The organism is Nitrospira sp. (assembly GCA_037045225.1).
In the GTDB taxonomy this organism is placed as follows: Bacteria; Nitrospirota; Nitrospiria; order Nitrospirales; family Nitrospiraceae; genus Nitrospira_A.
This window is the reverse complement of the sequence record JBAOHZ010000009.1, coordinates 3,129,129-3,146,243: the sequence shown is the minus strand read 5'-3', so window position 1 is coordinate 3,146,243 and position 17,115 is coordinate 3,129,129. Positions and strand designations below refer to the sequence as shown.

Below are 17,115 nucleotides of genomic sequence, written 5' to 3'. Positions count from 1 at the left end.
CCCCCAAACACCTGAACAACGACTACTAGACGATTAACGGAGGACGATTATGGCAAAGCAACTACTGTATAGCGAAGCGGCACGGGCGGCCATCCTGCGCGGGGTGAACCAGCTCGCCGATGCCGTCAAGGCGACGCTCGGCCCCAAGGGCCGAAACGCAATTTTGGATAAGAAGTTCGGCGCCCCGACCATCACCAAGGACGGCGTGACGGTGGCGAAGGAAGTCGAACTCAAGAACCCGTACGAAAACATGGGCGCCCAGCTGGTTCGCGAAGTTGCGAGCAAGACGAGCGATACGGCCGGCGACGGAACCACCACCGCCACCGTGTTGGCCCAGGCGATCTACCGGGAAGGCGTCAAGAACATCACTGCCGGTGCCAACCCGATGGAAATCCAGCGGGGCATCAACAAGGCCGTGGAAGTTGTGATCAGCGAGCTGAAGAAGCTCAGCAAGCCCTGCCAGAACAAGACCGAGATCTCCCAAGTCGGCACCATTTCCGCCAACAACGACAAGACCATCGGCGACCTCATCGCGGAAGCGATGGAGAAAGTCGGCAAGGATGGCGTGATCACGGTCGAAGAAGCCAAGTCAATGACTACGTCCCTGGACGTCGTCGAGGGCATGCAGTTCGATCGCGGTTACATCTCCCCCTACTTCGTGACCAACGCCGAGCGGATGGAAGCCGTCATGGACGAGCCGCTCATCCTGATCAACGAGAAGAAGGTCAGCAGCATGAAGGACCTCCTCCCGGTCCTCGAGCAGGTTGCCAAGCTCGGCAAGCCGCTCATCATCATTGCTGAAGAAGTCGAAGGCGAAGCGCTCGCCACCTTGGTGGTCAACAAGCTCCGCGGCACCCTCAATGTGTCGGCGGTGAAGGCCCCGGGCTTCGGCGATCGCCGCAAGGCCATGCTGGAGGACATCGCGATCCTGACCGGCGGCCAGGTCATTTCTGAAGATCTCGGATTGAAGCTCGAGAACGTCAAGCTGACGGATCTCGGTCGCGCCAAGCGCGTCACGATCGACAAGGACAACACCACGATCGTCGAAGGTCATGGCGATCCCAAGAAGATCGACGGCCGCGTGAAGCAGATCAAGGCCCAGATCGAAGAGACCACCTCGGATTACGATCGCGAGAAGCTGCAGGAGCGGCTGGCGAAGATCGTCGGCGGTGTGGCGGTCATCAACGTCGGTGCAGCCACCGAGACCGAAATGAAGGAAAAGAAAGCACGCGTGGAAGACGCCTTGCACGCCACCAAGGCAGCCGTCGAGGAAGGCATCGTTCCCGGCGGAGGCACGGCCTATCTGCGCTGCCTCAAGGGATTGGATGCCCTCAAGGATCTGCCCCTGGAGCAGAAAGTCGGCGTGGACATCGTCAAGCGGGCGCTCGAAGAGCCGGTCCGTCAGATCGCAGCCAACGCAGGAGCCGAAGGCTCTGTGGTGGTCGGCCGGGTCCGCGAGGACAAGAACCCGAATGGCGGGTACAACGCCGCGACCGACGAATACGTGGACATGATCAAGTTGGGCATCATCGATCCGACGAAGGTGTCGCGTTGTGCCTTGCAGAACGCCGCCAGCGTCGCGGGCTTGATGCTCACGACCGAAGTCATGATCACGGAATTGCCGGAAGAGAAGAAAGAAGCTGCCGGTGGCCATGCTGGTCACAACCACGGCATGGAAGGTATGTACTAAGGTTTCCGTTTCTTCTTCGCTGTCGAAGACCGGTCCGGCGGTGGCCCCGCCGGGCCGGTCTCTTTTTCGAGCCGAGACGTGCTGCGGCGGGAGTGGCCTTCCGCCGCAGCCACCACGGCGGCAAAGAGGCCAGAAGTCTCCGGGTGGTAAAAGAGCGACCGGAACGTCTGATGCACAATCGCCGTATGCCGTTGCCGATCCGCGAGAAACCTGGCCAGCGCCTCCTCACGCGACTCCGCATGATACCCCATCCGAATCGCACAACGTTGTAGCTCCTCATCGCTGTCAGGCAGTGCATGAGTTTGCAAATCGTGCATCATCTGTAGCTTGTGTTCGACATCCCGCAAGAACCAGTAGGCGTCAGTCAGCCGACGTTGATCGTCCGCCTCCAGGAACCGGTGTTGGCAAAACCGATGGAGAGCCCCCACCGTTCTGCGATCCAGAATCGTGGGAACCGCCTTACCAATGAGCACCTGAATCGTTTGAACGAGGAACTCCAGTTCCCGAATCCCGCCCGTGCCCAACTTCACATTTCGATGCTGATGTCCGCGCCCCGCGATCTTTTCATCGATCATCTCTTTGACTGAACGGACATCGTGGATAATCGCCAACGCCCGCTCCCTCGAGAGGGGCTGGAGATCAGGCTGAAACACAAATCCTTCGACCATCTGTACGAACGCCTGCCCGACCGCAGGAGAACCGGCGATGGGCCAGGCCTTCAGCAACGCTAACCGCTCCCACACCTGACCACGCTGGGCATAGTACTTCTCGTAGGCCTCGACCGATCGTGCGAGCTGGCCCACCGAACCCTCTGCGCGCAGCCGCAGATCGACGCGAAACACCGCGCCTTCGCGCGTCTGTTCGGCCAGAGCCTTCGTGAGTGAACGCGCCAGCAGCTCGAAATACTCTTCATTCGAAAGGCCATGACTGTTCAGTTGGCGCCCGCCCTTCCCCTTCCTGGTCTCACCATCGGCAGACGCATAGATGTAAATCAGATCCACATCGGAGCTGTAATTCAACTCCTGCGCACCGAGCTTGCCCATCCCAATGACCACGAATTCCGTCTCCACCCAGGTGCCGTCCGCTTGTCGATGCATCGGCGTCCCATGCACAGACTTAAGATCCTGATCGACGATTTCGTAAGCCCCATGAATAAGAACCGAGGCGAGATCGGACAAGGAGCCGGTCGTCTCTTCAACCGTGGCCAGATGAAGGAGATCACGCACGCCGATACGCAGCATTTCCCGGCGACGGACCCGTCGCAGCACATCCAGTTTCAATTCCATCGCCTTCAGCGAGCCCAGGCTCTGATGAAGGGCCGTCACCATCCCCTCCCGGGTCGGCGCCGTCGTCAACACATCTTCTTCCGCCAGCCAATACACGAGCATGGGGTCGCGAATGAGCGCGAAGGCGAGGGAATCGCTGTTGCCGAAAATCGTACAGAGCAGCCCCAACATCTTCGGGGAGGCTTGCAGATACTGTAGGAGAGAGGAGCGATTGACACTACCGGAAAGCAGGCGCTCCCAATGATTGAGCGCCTGATCAGGATCAGCTGTGCGCGCAATCTCCGCCAACAGTCCGGGCAGAATGGCAGCCAGGATCCGGCGCGTATGAGGATCGCCCGCCATACTTTGGATGTTGGTATCCGCCTCGGCCGCCTGTGTGATCCCGTAGGGGCTCAGAATCTTGCCTACCTGCTCAGGCTCCAGGCCGGACGCCACCAGCAAGGGAGCCGGATCGGGAAAGACTCGAGAGGAAACGGAATCATGGCGCGGAGCAGGAGGATCGTGCGGTGGCGAACGTCTGGTCATGGCACCGCATTATACTGGCGCAATTCTTCCGGCACAACGAGCGCACCTTCAGGTATACTCCACGAGAATCATGCCGCACGCGAATGCAGACCGCGATCAGATCCTCACAACCCTGGCTCCGCTCTGTCAGGGCATCGACCGCGACATCCTGCAAGACTTCGTCACACGGATGGACCCGGATTATTTCTCTGCCTTTCCACCGAAGACACTCGCCTCGCACGTCAAGCAGGCCGCCGCGCTCACGCCGGACCACCCCTGTAACGTGTCGATCGACGCCGCCGCTGGGGGCCACTTCAACATTACCATCGTGGCCTACGATTACTTCTCCGAATTCGCCACGATCTGCGGCCTGCTCTCCGCCTTCGAACTGAATATTGAAGAAGGGCAGATCTACACGTTCGTCGAAGAATCCGCACCGGCTGTCGCGCGCACGTCTTGGAGCGACGGCCCCCGCACCCGCCCGAAAGGCCGCCCAGGCCTCAGCCGGAAAAAGATCGTGGATGTCTTTCGCGTCGAACCGGTACGCGGCGCGTCGTTCGGACCGAAAGATCGCCAACGGCTTATCGCCGAATTGACCGCCATGATTGCGCTGCTGGATGCGAACCAGTTCGACGAAGCGCGCCAGGCGGTGAATCGGCAACTCGTCGAGTATCTCGGCCAACGCCGTAGCTCGTTCAGCGGGCTGCTCCACACCGTCCAGATATCCTTCGACAACAGCCAGTCTCCGACCGATACGGTCATGGACATCCAGTCGGACGACACACCGGCGTTTCTCTATGCCTTTGCCAACGCATTGGCCATGCGCAACATCTACATCGCCAAAGCGCAATTCGCCATCGAGGCCGGTAAGCTGCACGATCGCTTCTACGTCCGCAATCGCTACGGCCAGAAACTCACCGATCCCGTCGATCAGCAGCACTTGCGCCTGACGGCAGTCCTCATCAAACAATTTACCCATGCATTGACCTGGGCTCCAGACCCAGCCAAAGCCCTGGAAGCCTTCGATCAATTTCTTGACCTCACGGTGCAGGACACGAAGGGCAAGGAGCAGAAACAGGCGCTCGCGTTTCTCAGCGACAAGAAAACCTTCCCCATCTTGGCTCGGCTGCTCGGCACCAGTGACTTTTTGTGGGAAGATTTCTTGCGCCGCCAGCATGGCAATCTCCTGCCGTTGCTGCAGCACTATCGCGATGCCCCGCTCATCAAGCCGCAAGCAGCGCTTCGGAAAGAACTCGACCGGGTGATGGCGAAGGCGAAAACCGAGGCGGCACGCAAGGAAGCGTTAAACCGATTCAAAGACCAAGAACTCTTCCGTATCGACATGAAACATATGGCCGACTCGGCCAGCCTTGCCGATTTCTCGGAAGCCCTGACTGAACTGGCCGAAGTCATCGTCGCCCGAAGCCTGAAGGACTGCCAGGCCAAGCTGGAAAAACAATATGGAGCCCCGCGCCTGGCCAATAAAAAACCCTGCCCCTTCACCATCCTGGGCCAGGGAAAGTTCGGCGGCCGCGAGCTTGGGTATGCCTCCGACATCGAAGTGCTCTTCGTCTACGGCGGCGTGGGGCGCACCAGCGGAAAACAAGGCATCGAAAACAGCGAGTACTTCGAACGGCTGGCGCAAGAACTCCTGCAAGGTATCGAAGCGAAGCAGGAAGGAATCTTCCACCTCGATATCCGCCTTCGCCCCCATGGCGGCAAAGGCTCCCTCACCAATCCGCTTGAAGAAATCGCCAACTACTATAGCCCCAGCGGCTTGGCCGCGCCCTTCGAACGCCAAGCCATGATCAAACTGCGATTCGTCGCCGGAGACGCGGCCCTGGGCAAACAGGTTGAAGCGCACCGGGACCGGTATGTCTACAGCGGCGAGCCTTGGGACCTCGCGACGGCACTCGATCTCAGGCGGCAGCAATTGAAACAGCTCGTTGAGCCCGGCACCGTGAACGTCAAACATAGCGCCGGCGGCCTCGTCGATATCGAATACGCGGTGCAATATCTCCAGGTCATGCACGGCCATCAATACAAGATCCTGCACACACCCAACACCATGCAGGCCCTCGCGGGATTGATTGATCGCGGCATCGTCCCCAGTCAGGATGCCGACCACTTGCGGAAAGCCTATCTCTTCATCCGCATGCTGATCGACGGGCTCCGCATGGTACGCGGCAACGCGAAAGACCTCGTGCTCCCCCCGCCGGACTCCGACGAATTTATCTTCCTCGCCCGCCGCGTCGGCTACACCACCGACGACTGGGAAGCAGGGGCCAGACATCTGCAGACGGATATCGAACAGCACATGAAGCTGACGAAAAAGTTCTTCGAGAGGACGTTCGGGGCGTTGTGACGTACGCCTTAGGCCTATCCCCAATTCCCCCCTCTGACTCGTGAGCCGAATACGACCGTCATTCGGCTCACAAATCATTACATTATGAGCCGAATGCGTGTATCATCCGGCTCATGCCCTACAATTGGCAGCAACCAGACTGGCCTGAGTTTCGATACGACCTCTCGGGAATCGAGGAGGGTCTGTTCAAGCTTGCCGAAAAATCAGGTCGGGCCAGCGGGCTCCTCAAGGGGCTGACGGCCGACGCGCAGATGGAGGCGACCATTGAAATGATGGTGGTCGAAGCGATCAAGACCTCCGCGATTGAAGGAGAACTGCTGAGCCGGAAAGATGTCATGTCATCGATCCGGAAGAATCTTGGAATAGAGGCCGGCCATCCCACCGGAGACAAGCGCGCTCAGGGCACCGCCGCGCTGATGCTCGCGGTCCGCAACAGTTTTCCCGCCCCCCTCTCGGAAGAGACGCTCTTCGAATGGCACCGCCTGATAATGACCGGACACCGGCATGTCGCTGCCGGGCAATGGCGAACCCATGCCGAACCGATGCAGGTCGTCTCCGGCGCAGTCGGCCATGAGCGGGTGCATTTCGAAGCACCGCCTTCATCGCGCATTCCGGAAGAGATGGCGCGGTTTATCCGATGGTTCAACGACACGGCGCCGGATGGGCCGAAAGCCATGCGCAAGGCCGCCGTGCGCTCGGCCCTCGTCCACATCTATTTCGAATCGATCCATCCCTTTGAGGACGGCAACGGCCGGATCGGAAGAGCCTTGTCCGAAAAAGTGTTCTCGCAAGGACTCGGACAGCACGCCTTGCTCAGCCTGTCGCGAGCCATTGAAGCCAGGCGTCGCGACTATTACGACGCGCTGAAAGAAGGCCAGCAGTCGAACGACGTCACCTCGTGGGTGGCCTGGTTCGTCAACATCGCGCTTGAGGCGCAAATCCAGGCGGAGGAACAGATCGAGTTCACACTGAAGAAAACCAAACTGTTCGACCTCTGGAAAGATGAGCTCAATGAACGTCAGTTGCAGATTCTTCGCCGCATGTTGGAGGAAGGGCCGGCCGGCTTCGAAGGCGGCATGAGCGCCAAGAAATACATGACCATCACCGGCACATCGAAAGCCACAGCTACGCGCGATTTGCAGGATCTCGCAGATAAGGACGTGTTCGTTCCCACAGGTGGCGGCCGGAGCACGCACTACAAGGTCAACCTGTAGTACCATTCTGGCCAACCTGCTTTTGCACGTGACGTTCAAGGGTGAAGAATGGTACGCGGCAATGTAAAGGACCTCGTGCTCTCCACGCCGGACTCTGACGAATTCATCTTCCTCGCCCGCCGCGTTGGCTACAGCACCGCCGACTGGGAAGCAGGGGCAAGGCATTTGCAGACGAATATTGAGCAGCACATGAAGCTGACGAAAGAGTTTTTTGAACGGACGTTCGGAGTGCTATAGATACTCCACCTCGGTTGTAAAGCTAGCGTTCCAACACTCGGAAGGACAGCACACTGCATTGCTCAATCAATTTTCGGCCAGATTATAAATTAGGGGCAAATGTCCACGTAGGTTGGATGTTGCTAATGAGACAGTTTCATCATTGAGTACAAAGATGGACTACGACGCTCTGGTCAAATTCGTGCAGGAACACTTCACCGATGGCCTCTCCTTGGTAATCGGGGCTGGCCTATCCGCCGCTGAAGGCATTCCTGGAATGCCAGCACTTGCAACCTATCTCATCAATGAATCGAGCCTACTTACGGGAACCAACGCGGCTCTGTGGAAGATGATAAAGGTTGTCCTGGATGCTGGCGAAGGACTGGAAGCAGCGCTACTCAAATATCCACCATCCGACACGCTTGAGATCTGGATCACAAAAAAGACGTGCGATCTATTGATACCGGAAGAACGAAAAGTCATGAGCACTGTGCTCCGAAATGAGCGCACACTTCGTCTGACTACATTCCTGGACAGAGTACTTAAGCCGACAACTGGCTTGCCGATTCTGACCCCCAACTACGACCGGCTTATCGAAGTTGCCTGTGAGATGGCAGGATTTCATGTGGATACCACAGCGATCGGCCACTACGCAGGCGCGTTCGACCATGCTCGAAGTTGCATGGCGTCATGCAGGGGCATAACGACACGTGCCAAGACAACAGTCCTCGATCACTTCCCTCGTGCGATTGTGCTGAAACCGCATGGGAGCTTTGACTGGTATCAATCCGGCAGTGAGGCTCGTCGATGTAGCTTTGACCTAGACATGGAACGCCTCATTATTACTCCAGGCCTCAACAAGTATCGGGCTGGCTACAACTCACCATTCGACAAGCATCGCGATTTGGCTAACGACTACATCAAGAAGGCTGGTCGGCTGCTAGTGGTAGGGTATGGATTCAACGACGATCATCTGCAAACTCACCTTGTGAAACGAATCCAAGATGGCACGCCCACGCTAATTATGAACAGATCGGTAAGCCCGAAGGTCAAGAAGCTGGCGGAAGAATCACCACGCTGCGTTTGTCTCTCACAATCGCCCACATCGCCCGGAGTCACGGTAATGACAAACTCACACCAGTTCGAACACACAGGACACGATTTGTGGGATCTCGGCGTTCTGGCAAAGGAGTTGCTAGCATGACTGATACGCCTATTCTGACATTCGATGCACCGAGCAAGCTCGGCAAGGTCGTGTCCGTAGACACGAGCCGCGTGCTTATTGCAGTGGAAAACGCTGCACTCTTGCCACGCGCCTCGGTCGGGAGCCTCGTCGGAATTCAGGGGACGACCGCTCAGGAGTTCCTGATCGGCATGACAGAGCGAGTGACCCGGCAGCTACGCGAGGAAACCGCACATCCTGACCCGATGGCACCCACGACGCTTGCAGTGGAGGTCGTGCCAGACGACGCACTCCGGGTTGTCTTACTCGGCACCTACCGCACCATTGAAGGAACCATCCGCAATCGGTTCAAGCGGGGTGCAGATTCGTTTCCTCAAATCGATCGCGATTGTTTTCTGATCGACGGCGGCAACCTTCAGCGATTCATGGGGTTGCTAGGTAAGGATTTGGATGAAAAACAGCGCCTCGAACTCGGCCACTTCGTCATTGACAACTCAGCCGCCGCGATTGCTAATGGCGATCGCTTCTTCCAAAGACACGCGGCAATCCTCGGAAGTACTGGTTCAGGTAAGAGTTGCGCGGTGTCATTGATCTTGGAGCGTGCACACGCTCGCAAGCATGCGAACATCATCGTGTTCGACATGCACAGCGAATATTCCTCGCTCGCAGACCCACCAGTTCAAAAGAACGGCACCAAGCCAATCTCTATAGCCTCCGCGTTCAAGATTGCAGGTCCAGGTGACCTCGCAAAACCATCTGAAAACGTTCTCTTCCTCCCGTACTGGCTCTTGAACCGCGAAGAGATGCTTTCGATGATCTTGGACCGTAGCGATCAGAACGCGCCCAATCAAGCATCGCGCTTCACCTTGCATGTCCGCGACCTTAAAGAATCTACGCTCAACGCTGAGGGAAAAGCGGATGTAAAGGCAACTTTTACCGTGGACTCGCCAATTCCATATAAGCTGAACGAGCTTATTCAACGACTTGAACAAGACAATACGACAAAAGGAGTCGGCAAAACCGGGCCGGTGAAGGGTGAGTGGGAGGATCGTTTAACGAGATTTATTTCTCGCCTATCCGCCAAAGCTGAAGATCGCCGCTACGGCTTTATGTTCAAGCCACCAGAATTAGCACTCAAGTACAGCTGGCTTGCGAAGCAAATCGCAAAACTGCTTGCTCCTGGCGAGGGACAGCATGGCATAAAAGTTGTGGACTTTTCCGAAGTGCCATCGGACGTGCTCCCCGTCGTCACGGGTGTATTCGCACGATTGCTCTACGATGTCCAATTCTGGATTCAACCGGAAAAGCGGACGCCGTTTGTCTTCGTGTGTGACGAAGCTCATCTGTACTTGCCTATCCGTGAGGATGCGGACGCAGTCGAGAAGCAGGCGCTTTATTCATTCGAGCGAATCGCCAAAGAAGGCAGAAAATACGGTGTCTCCCTATTAGTCGTGAGCCAGCGCCCCTCGGACGTGAGCCGAACCATCCTTAGCCAGTGCAATAATTTCCTCATCCTGCGATTGACCAACGATCAGGACCAGAATGTCGTACGCCGTCTTATGCCTGATTCACTAGCGGGCGTCCTTGACGGCTTGCCACTGCTCGACACAGGGGAAGCCCTGTTACTAGGCGATGCGATCCTTCTTCCCGCCAGGATAAAGTTAAAATTCCCTACTATCGAGCCACTGAGTCAGACAAGAAACTTCTGGCAGGAATGGGGAGAGAAGGCTCCCGATTCTGCAGCAGTTACGGCAGCAGTTGAAACGCTGAGACGGCAATCTCGCACTACTGAGAAAAGCTCATGAAATCTGAGGAAAGATAAAGGTTCCATAGTTTTCTTCCCTCAGGGCCTTTGTTACAGCGCACCGAGTCGGTGCAGATAACGAGGTAAGACGATGAAGAACAAGATACCAGGTTGGCCAGCTCTGTGGCGAATTGGCAATAGTAAGGCGACGAAGAGCTCTGGCCTGTGGCTGATTCTGATACCAATCGCTGCCAAGTCGATCAGCCAGATACAAGAGTTAGAGGAGAAGTTCGCCGGGTCGACAGATCTACAGCTCGCCCTTGTCCTCGCCCTACCGTTCAGATGGAAACTGCTCTACGCGAGCGCGGTGTTCATATTCGCCGCGACCCTGCTCTACCATCTCTACTGTCCTAGCGCAAACAAGTGCGAGAATTACTCCGCGTTCACTTCACAAGGCAAGGTCGGACGAAGTATTGTTGGGATGCTGCAACTAATTCTGCGAGATGAACAAGGGTATCGGCATCTCTGCAATAAAGGAGACGTCTTGGTAACCTTTCTTCGAGACTATATGCATTTAAATCCAGACGGGAAGACCATCCAGGAGATGTGGAAGATCCTCGAAGAAACGCCCATCGCCGCAGGCAAAGAAAATGAGGCATTTTGGTACGTCTGGCACTTCGCAGAACGGACGAAACCCATAAGCCGCTGTATAATCTTCCTGTTTTACATTCTTGGGTTCATCTGTCTTCTTATTGTCTTCCTCCAAGGGATGTGCTGGGTCCTGCAAGCCTAACTTCGGGCGGAACAAAAGGGCGGGAGTCTTTTCTAACTGCTCGGCACGAGGAACTCACCACTAACTTAGCGGCCTGGCATTCGACAACCTGCCTCGTACGCCTGACATTCACCCTCCCCCGCTCACGTCGCACAGCGGCCACTGGCCTGTCCATTTGACGACACCGTGCCTGTCCTGTATTTAACTGTTCATAATTTTATTCGCTCATACACAAGGTCAACTATGGCAAAAACATTGTCGTTGTCAGAGGTCAAGACCCGACTACCAGAACTCGTGGCTGGAGTGCAGGAACGCGAGGAGAAAGTCATCGTCACGAAGAAGGGCCGTCTGGCTGCCATTTTGATGAATGTCGATGAATATACCCTCCTCAAAGAAACCCTGGATGTCCTGAGCGATCCCGGACTCAGGAGCCAGATTGCCAAGAGCCGGGCTTTTTACAAAACGAAACGCAAAGGGCTCTCGTTTGAAGACCTGTTCGACGAGCCTTTGACGCCCGTCAAAAAACGGCGCACGACGAAATCTTCTTCTGTCCGGGCATCCCTCTAGCCCCCGCTGCCTTGCCTCTCTCAGCCTCTGCCCTTTAGGATGGCGCGGGGAACAGCCTGACCGTCCATCCACCGAGGGATTCGCATGGAAGCAAGTTTGGCTCACCCGATGGCAGACGAACCAGACAGGATGGCACGAGCGAGCCGTCAACCCGCTGCTGACCGCACACTTTCCTTCGCTGAACGTGCCTCCGGGCGGTCGTATCTTTGTGCCGCTCTGCGGGAAGTCGCTCGATCTCGGCTTGCTCTTGCCTCACGGCTATGCGGTCGCCGGGGCGGAACTCAGTGAAGACGACCTCCACCGCCATTACAGCGGCAACTACCCCCTCAAGCTGTTGGCCCCTCTTGAAGTCCCCGGCGGACTCAAAGGCAAGTACCCGGCAACGGAACATATCTGGCGGTTAACTAAGTAGGAGAGGTGGAAACAACGGAGGCGAGAATCTTTTCTGATTGCTCGGCGTGATGAATTCACCACTCACCTGGTACGTGGCATTCGATAGCCTCCCGCTTGCACTTTCTGGATTTTACGCCCTTCGCCATTGACACGCTTCATCTAGGAACGTAGCCTGAGCCCATTTCGCCTCCGCCTTCACAAAGACGTTGTCACGCATCTGATACCGCGAGTGAGCGCACTTCCTGATATTCGAATCTCCCCGCAGGAATGAAGAGAAGATCATGAAACACACGATCCGAACAACGGTTGCCATTGTCGGAGGCGGTCTTGCGGGCCTATACGCCGCACGGCGGCTTCATGCGCTTGGCATAAGCTTCCAACTGTTGGAGGCCCGTGAACGGCTTGGCGGTCGCATTCTCTCAGCCAACGACCAGGGCCAGTCTTCGAACGACGGGTTCGACCTTGGCCCTTCATGGTTCTGGCCGGAGATGCAGCGCGGCATGGCGGCTCTCGTTGAGGAGCTGGGACTTGCGACCTTTCCCCAACAGAGCGAAGGAGAGGTGATCGTTGAAAGGACGTCTCGTGAGGAGCCGAAGCGCTATCAGGGAATACCGCAAGCCCCTCCATCAATGCGTGTGGCTGGCGGAACCGGGGCGTTAATTACAGCCCTTTCTGAGAAGCTCCCCCCGGAAGCCTTACACCTCAGCATGCGAGTGACCCATGCGACACTCAGCCACTCCGATGTTCTTTTAACGATCATAGCCCGCGACGGGGCTGAACACGAAGTCGTAGCGGAGCACGTGATCTTCGCGCTTCCCCCACGCCTACTCGCCTCATCGGTTGCCTTTATGCCGGATATCGACGCTGCCACCGCCATTCGCTGGCGCGACACAGCCACATGGATGGCGCCCCATGCAAAGTTCTTCGCGCTCTACCAACATCCCTTTTGGCGCGAAGCCGGGTTGTCCGGAACGGCTCAAAGTCAGGTCGGCCCGCTTATCGAAATACATGATGCCACCACCGCCTCGGGCACGCCGGCCCTCTTTGGATTTCTTGGCGTAGGTGCGGATCAGCGAGCCGCCATAGGAGAAGACGCGCTCACTCGTGCGTGTATTAAACAGCTGGCGCGACTCTTTGGACCGGAAGCCGGCCAGCCTCGCGCCACACTCCTCAAGGACTGGGCCGCAGATCCTCTCACAGCGACAGCAGACGACCGTTCACCGAGCGGGCACCCCGAACCCGCACAAGCGCCCTGGGTGACTGGTGCCTGGAAAGGCCGTATGTTTCTTGCCGGCAGCGAAACCAGTACAACGGCACCTGGCTACCTGGCCGGAGCCATTGCCGCAGCCGAACAAGCTGTCGCTGAACTACACGGCAGTAGAGAATAATTGGAGACAGGTTATTTATTAATGAAGTTCTACCCCGCAGTGCCCGTCACACTGCGTCCGTCTGAACGACAAGTAAGCGCAGTACACATATGGTGAATGGTCTACTGACAACACTTCTCGCCGTCGTGATGAGTCTTGCTCTGCCTGCGCTGATCTGTGCGGGATCAGCACCAGATGACACGGGATGGGAATTTGTCACCGACCACGACGGCATCGCCGTGTATGCCCGTTCCTCGACCGACTCGCCGGTGAGGGAAGTGCGCGCGACAACGGAGATCGCGGCGGCACCCGAGCGGGTGTTTGCGGTCCTGCTCGACTCGGACCGATTTGTGGAATTCATGCCCTACATCGTCGAAGTCCGGACCATCGCACGGGACAGTCCCTCAATCTGGTATCTCTACCAACGCATTGCCCCGCCGTTGGTGAGCGACCGCGACTACACGTTACGGCAGCAGCGTGAGGACGATCCACTGCAGGGACGGTACGAACTCCGGTGGGAAACGGCGAACGAGCAGGGCCCGGCAGCGCGCGACGGAGTGGTGCGGATCGAGATCTGCACAGGTGCCTATGTACTTGAACGTGTAGATGGAGGGGCGGGCACCAGGCTGACCTACCGCCTCCACACCGACCCAGGCGGCATGCTACCGAAATGGCTTGCCAACCGAGCCAATATCGACAGCGTCCCTGCGTTACTGCAAGCGGTCAAACGGCGAGCGGTGGACCCGAACTACCACCGCTAGCGACGCATCCCTTCCTGGGAACATTCTCCCGACGTAGACCAGGGGCCAAGCAACAGGGACATTCTAAATTTCGTAGCGTGGAACTCTGGCTCAGAGCGGACGTCGCCGGATGAGCAGGAATCCATCGAGGGGCCGCTGAGTGAGATGGAACGCGAAAATTGATCATGGCTGCGAGGAAATGTTCGAAGACCGCCGCTGTACACAGGAGGGGAAGCGGATGAACGATAACTCCACCCGGCGTCGCCCCATGCAGGTCAATCTGCGACCTTGACTCCCCCACCATCTCGCTTATAAGTTCTCTCATCCACAAGCTATCTCTTACGCCAAAGGAACACCGATGACCACATTGTTGACTCCGCTACAGGCCGGAGACATCCGCTTACCCAACCGTATCGTCATGTCACCTCTCACGCGAGCAAGGGCCGGGACCACGCACATTCCCAACGACATGATGGTGGACTACTACTCCCAACGAGCCTCAAGCGGCCTCATCATGACGGAATGCACCATGGTCGATGCCCATGCCTGCGCCTTTATCGGTGAAGGCGGCATTTACAGCCCCGCACACGTAGCCGGCTGGAAACGTGTGACGGACGCCGTGCATGCCAAGGGCGGCAGGATCGTGATGCAGATCTGGCACCCCGGACGTGCCGCGCACTCGCTGCTGAACGAAGGTGAGCAACCGGTCTCCAGCAGCGCGAAAGCGATTCGCAATGAGGTAACCCATACCCTGGAGGGCGCCAAACCCTACGAAGTCCCCCGCCCGCTCCGCACGGAGGAGATCCCTCGCTATGTGGACATGTTCCGGCTCGCCGCGAAGAACGCGCAATTAGCCGGTTTCGACGGGGTGCAACTCCACGGCGCTCACGGTTATTTGATCGACAACTTTCTCCGCGACGGCGTGAATGAACGTACGGATGCTTATGGGGGTTCTATTTCGAAGCGTGCCCGGTTTCTACTCGAAGTCACCGATGCCGCCATCAGCGTCTGGGGCGCCGGGAGGGTGGCGGTGCGGATCTCGCCCCTAGTCCCGTTTAATGATATGGCCGACAGCCAGCCCGAAGCGCTGGTGACCTATGTCGCACAGGAATTGAACCAGCGACGGATCGCGTTCCTGGAAATGCGGCATGAGAACCACACCTTGCCGCAAGAGCAGGCGATTCTGGCAATCGCCCGTCGGCATTTCCAGGGTGCATTGATGAGCAACGGGAGTTACACACGCGAGAGCGGCGAATCGACGGTGGCGGGCGGAGCAGCCGATGCCATCGTGTACGGTCGTCCGTACATTGCCAACCCGGACCTCGTCGAGCGCTTCGCGAAACAGGCCCTGCTCAATCAGGTCAACTACGATCGACTCTACGGAGGCGGGCCTGACGGCTACAGCGACTATCCGGCCTTGGCCGCAGGATGATTCCCTTGAAACCTGCAGGTCGAACCGATGGTTCGCCGCCGCGCAGGGCACCACGGCGGGCGGGCACTTGAAGGGCACAGGCGATGGTTCCCTGTCCGACCACCGGATCGAACCGTCCCTGGCTCTCTCTCCCGGCGCCTGACGAGCCCTCACAAGGGTGCACCCGCCACCGCCTACTCCATGCACGATGCGTAGGCCTTCGGGCAGGTCGAATCAAGCCCACGGGCCGGGCCGCCGGCCGCAGGCAATCCATTCATCAGCTCCAGGACCTTGGGATAGTGCTTCGGAGCACGTGTCCAGAAGATGTAGTTGGCTCTCAACTGGTCTCGCGCAAATGCCAGCAACTCGGGAATCGTGGGCACGCGCCCTTGTCCATCGTGCCGTGTATTGTCGTAATTCGACTGCATCACCGACGGCGTCAGCGGTACGATTCCCGACAGCGGCGCATACAAATGATAGACCCCTTTGGGCTTATGCGGATAATCGAAGTTCAAACCAGGGTCGTCAATGAACACATCCGGTCCGCCCAATCCCGTCCCGATCGTCCGCATCTGGCCGACGAACGAGGGCAGAATATTTCGCGGGTAGTTCACAAATTGGTAGGTCATCGTGTTCGGGAATGCTGCACGCATCTGCCGCTGCACACTGAGCAGATTGTCGTAAAACCTCACGACCTCCTGGCTGGACACCGCCACGAGCGGTTCGCCCATGGCGGATTCCGACAGGCCGATGCCTTCGAACTGTGCATGGCCGTTGAAACGCTTCCCCAACTCACGGATGAGTGCCACCAGGCGATCATGAACCCCCGAATTCCAGAGCTTCAGATTGTTGCCGCGCGGCACATCCTTGCCATAACTGCCGAACGGGAACGCGCCCCCCTCGTATGGCGCTGTCGCCATGTATGATGGCACCGGCAAAATGTGGGGGGTAAAGGATTTCAGTTCCAGCAGCACAACCAGCTGCTTCTTCTGCGGCACCAATTCTGCCAGCACCTGCTCGATCGCCGTAAAGTCATATCGGCCTTCCTCAGGTTCCAGTTCAGGCCAGCCATAACGCACCTGCAGCCCGCGCAAGGCAGGTGTCGCCCTCAGCTCACTGTAGACGAGCGCCATGATTTTGGGGTTCTTGCGCATGAAACTCATCGGCGCATAATAATGGCCGGGATGCCATTTGACTGCGCTGGAAACCGACACATCTGCGGCACCACTCGATTCTGACCATCCGCCCGTACTCGCCATGACGCCGAACAGCGCAACCGCAAGGCTCATGGCGGCGCCATGCCGTCGAACAATCGTTCCGATTCCGGAACGGCACTTCCTGGCTTGCTGCCCGCCATCGTTCATCTTGCCTCCCTCAATCAATCCGCTCACGCCCCCCGGAACGGCACTCGCTTGAGTAACCTTCGAGGAGGAGTAATTCCAACGGCAAGGCTTCGAGGTAGTGAAAGTACGGCAGGCCTGTGACTGTCACAGGGCCGACCGAGATCAGCAGACGTGTTGCGCGTCCGTTACCAGCCTGCAGATGAGTGAGTGACGGCAGGAGGGCCATGCAGAAGGCTTTGTGTCGCCGCCGGCGGCGAGATCGCGGCGGACGCAGAGGCGACACGTACCCTTACAGTACGGTGAGCCTCCGCGTGACCGCC

At 57.7% G+C, this 17,115-nt stretch carries 14 protein-coding genes; 12 read left to right on the top strand and 2 right to left on the bottom strand.

Annotated features, from left to right (window positions below):
• Positions 1-49: 49 nt before the first annotated feature.
• Positions 50-1,690 (top strand): chaperonin GroEL, encoded by a 1,641-nt coding sequence (groL, locus tag V9G17_15690; protein MEI2754039.1) that lies wholly within the window; start codon positions 50-52, stop codon positions 1,688-1,690.
• On the opposite strand, the gene V9G17_15685 is transcribed toward groL, so the two are convergent.
• A complete protein-coding gene (locus V9G17_15685; GenBank protein ID MEI2754038.1) occupies positions 1,687-3,501 on the bottom strand; it encodes a hypothetical protein in 1,815 nt (604 codons plus the stop codon). The genes groL and V9G17_15685 overlap by 4 nt on opposite strands.
• A 70-nt stretch (positions 3,502-3,571) precedes the next feature.
• On the opposite strand from V9G17_15685, the gene V9G17_15680 reads away from it, so the two are divergent.
• The 11 genes from V9G17_15680 to V9G17_15630 all read left to right on the top strand — a co-directional run bounded on the left by V9G17_15680 (position 3,572) and on the right by V9G17_15630 (position 15,473).
• A complete protein-coding gene (locus V9G17_15680) occupies positions 3,572-5,845 on the top strand; it encodes a hypothetical protein (GenBank protein MEI2754037.1) in 2,274 nt (757 codons plus the stop codon).
• Positions 5,846-5,958: 113 nt separating this feature from the next.
• Positions 5,959-7,059, top strand: a complete 1,101-nt coding sequence (locus V9G17_15675; GenBank protein MEI2754036.1) for a Fic family protein — start codon at positions 5,959-5,961, stop codon at positions 7,057-7,059.
• A 48-nt stretch (positions 7,060-7,107) separates the two neighbouring features.
• A complete protein-coding gene (locus V9G17_15670) occupies positions 7,108-7,296 on the top strand; it encodes a hypothetical protein (GenBank protein MEI2754035.1) in 189 nt (62 codons plus the stop codon).
• Between the two features lie 154 nt (positions 7,297-7,450).
• The gene (locus tag V9G17_15665) at positions 7,451-8,479 is read left to right on the top strand and encodes an SIR2 family protein (protein ID MEI2754034.1); all 1,029 of its coding nucleotides are present in this window, start codon (positions 7,451-7,453) and stop codon (positions 8,477-8,479) included.
• Positions 8,476-10,263, top strand: a complete 1,788-nt coding sequence (locus tag V9G17_15660; GenBank protein ID MEI2754033.1) for an ATP-binding protein — start codon at positions 8,476-8,478, stop codon at positions 10,261-10,263. Before V9G17_15665 ends, V9G17_15660 begins: the two co-directional genes overlap by 4 nt.
• A gap of 90 nt (positions 10,264-10,353) precedes the next feature.
• On the top strand, positions 10,354-10,995 hold the full coding sequence (locus tag V9G17_15655) for a hypothetical protein (protein MEI2754032.1): 642 nt from the start codon (positions 10,354-10,356) through the stop codon (positions 10,993-10,995).
• 222 nt (positions 10,996-11,217) lie between these two features.
• Positions 11,218-11,541, top strand: coding sequence for a type II toxin-antitoxin system Phd/YefM family antitoxin (locus tag V9G17_15650; GenBank protein ID MEI2754031.1), 324 nt, complete (start codon positions 11,218-11,220; stop codon positions 11,539-11,541).
• The gene (locus V9G17_15645; GenBank protein ID MEI2754030.1) at positions 11,522-11,953 is read left to right on the top strand and encodes a hypothetical protein; all 432 of its coding nucleotides are present in this window, start codon (positions 11,522-11,524) and stop codon (positions 11,951-11,953) included. The genes V9G17_15650 and V9G17_15645 overlap by 20 nt, the downstream gene beginning before the upstream one ends.
• Before the next feature lie 262 nt (positions 11,954-12,215).
• The gene (locus tag V9G17_15640) at positions 12,216-13,322 is read left to right on the top strand and encodes an FAD-dependent oxidoreductase (GenBank protein ID MEI2754029.1); all 1,107 of its coding nucleotides are present in this window, start codon (positions 12,216-12,218) and stop codon (positions 13,320-13,322) included.
• An 89-nt stretch (positions 13,323-13,411) separates the two neighbouring features.
• Positions 13,412-14,062: an START domain-containing protein gene (locus tag V9G17_15635; protein MEI2754028.1), complete on the top strand. Its 651-nt coding sequence runs from the start codon at positions 13,412-13,414 to the stop codon at positions 14,060-14,062.
• 337 nt (positions 14,063-14,399) lie between these two features.
• A complete protein-coding gene (locus V9G17_15630) occupies positions 14,400-15,473 on the top strand; it encodes an alkene reductase (GenBank protein MEI2754027.1) in 1,074 nt (357 codons plus the stop codon).
• 173 nt (positions 15,474-15,646) lie between these two features.
• Here the strand turns inward: V9G17_15630 and V9G17_15625 are convergent, their stop codons facing one another.
• On the bottom strand, positions 15,647-16,816 hold the full coding sequence (locus V9G17_15625) for a glycoside hydrolase (protein ID MEI2754026.1): 1,170 nt from the start codon (positions 16,814-16,816) through the stop codon (positions 15,647-15,649).
• Positions 16,817-17,115 lie beyond the last annotated feature (299 nt).

Bases quoted from the DNA above. Each gene is read 5' to 3' on its own strand.
- groL (MEI2754039.1), top strand. From the start codon at position 50: ATGGCAAAGCAACTACTGTATAGCGAAGCGGCACGGGCGGCCATCCTG.
- V9G17_15685 (MEI2754038.1), bottom strand. From the start codon at position 3,501: ATGACCAGACGTTCGCCACCGCACGATCCTCCTGCTCCGCGCCATGAT.
- V9G17_15680 (MEI2754037.1), top strand. From the start codon at position 3,572: ATGCCGCACGCGAATGCAGACCGCGATCAGATCCTCACAACCCTGGCT.
- V9G17_15675 (MEI2754036.1), top strand. From the start codon at position 5,959: ATGCCCTACAATTGGCAGCAACCAGACTGGCCTGAGTTTCGATACGAC.
- V9G17_15670 (MEI2754035.1), top strand. From the start codon at position 7,108: ATGGTACGCGGCAATGTAAAGGACCTCGTGCTCTCCACGCCGGACTCT.
- V9G17_15665 (MEI2754034.1), top strand. From the start codon at position 7,451: ATGGACTACGACGCTCTGGTCAAATTCGTGCAGGAACACTTCACCGAT.
- V9G17_15660 (MEI2754033.1), top strand. From the start codon at position 8,476: ATGACTGATACGCCTATTCTGACATTCGATGCACCGAGCAAGCTCGGC.
- V9G17_15655 (MEI2754032.1), top strand. From the start codon at position 10,354: ATGAAGAACAAGATACCAGGTTGGCCAGCTCTGTGGCGAATTGGCAAT.
- V9G17_15650 (MEI2754031.1), top strand. From the start codon at position 11,218: ATGGCAAAAACATTGTCGTTGTCAGAGGTCAAGACCCGACTACCAGAA.
- V9G17_15640 (MEI2754029.1), top strand. From the start codon at position 12,216: ATGAAACACACGATCCGAACAACGGTTGCCATTGTCGGAGGCGGTCTT.
- V9G17_15635 (MEI2754028.1), top strand. From the start codon at position 13,412: ATGGTGAATGGTCTACTGACAACACTTCTCGCCGTCGTGATGAGTCTT.
- V9G17_15630 (MEI2754027.1), top strand. From the start codon at position 14,400: ATGACCACATTGTTGACTCCGCTACAGGCCGGAGACATCCGCTTACCC.
- V9G17_15625 (MEI2754026.1), bottom strand. From the start codon at position 16,816: ATGAACGATGGCGGGCAGCAAGCCAGGAAGTGCCGTTCCGGAATCGGA.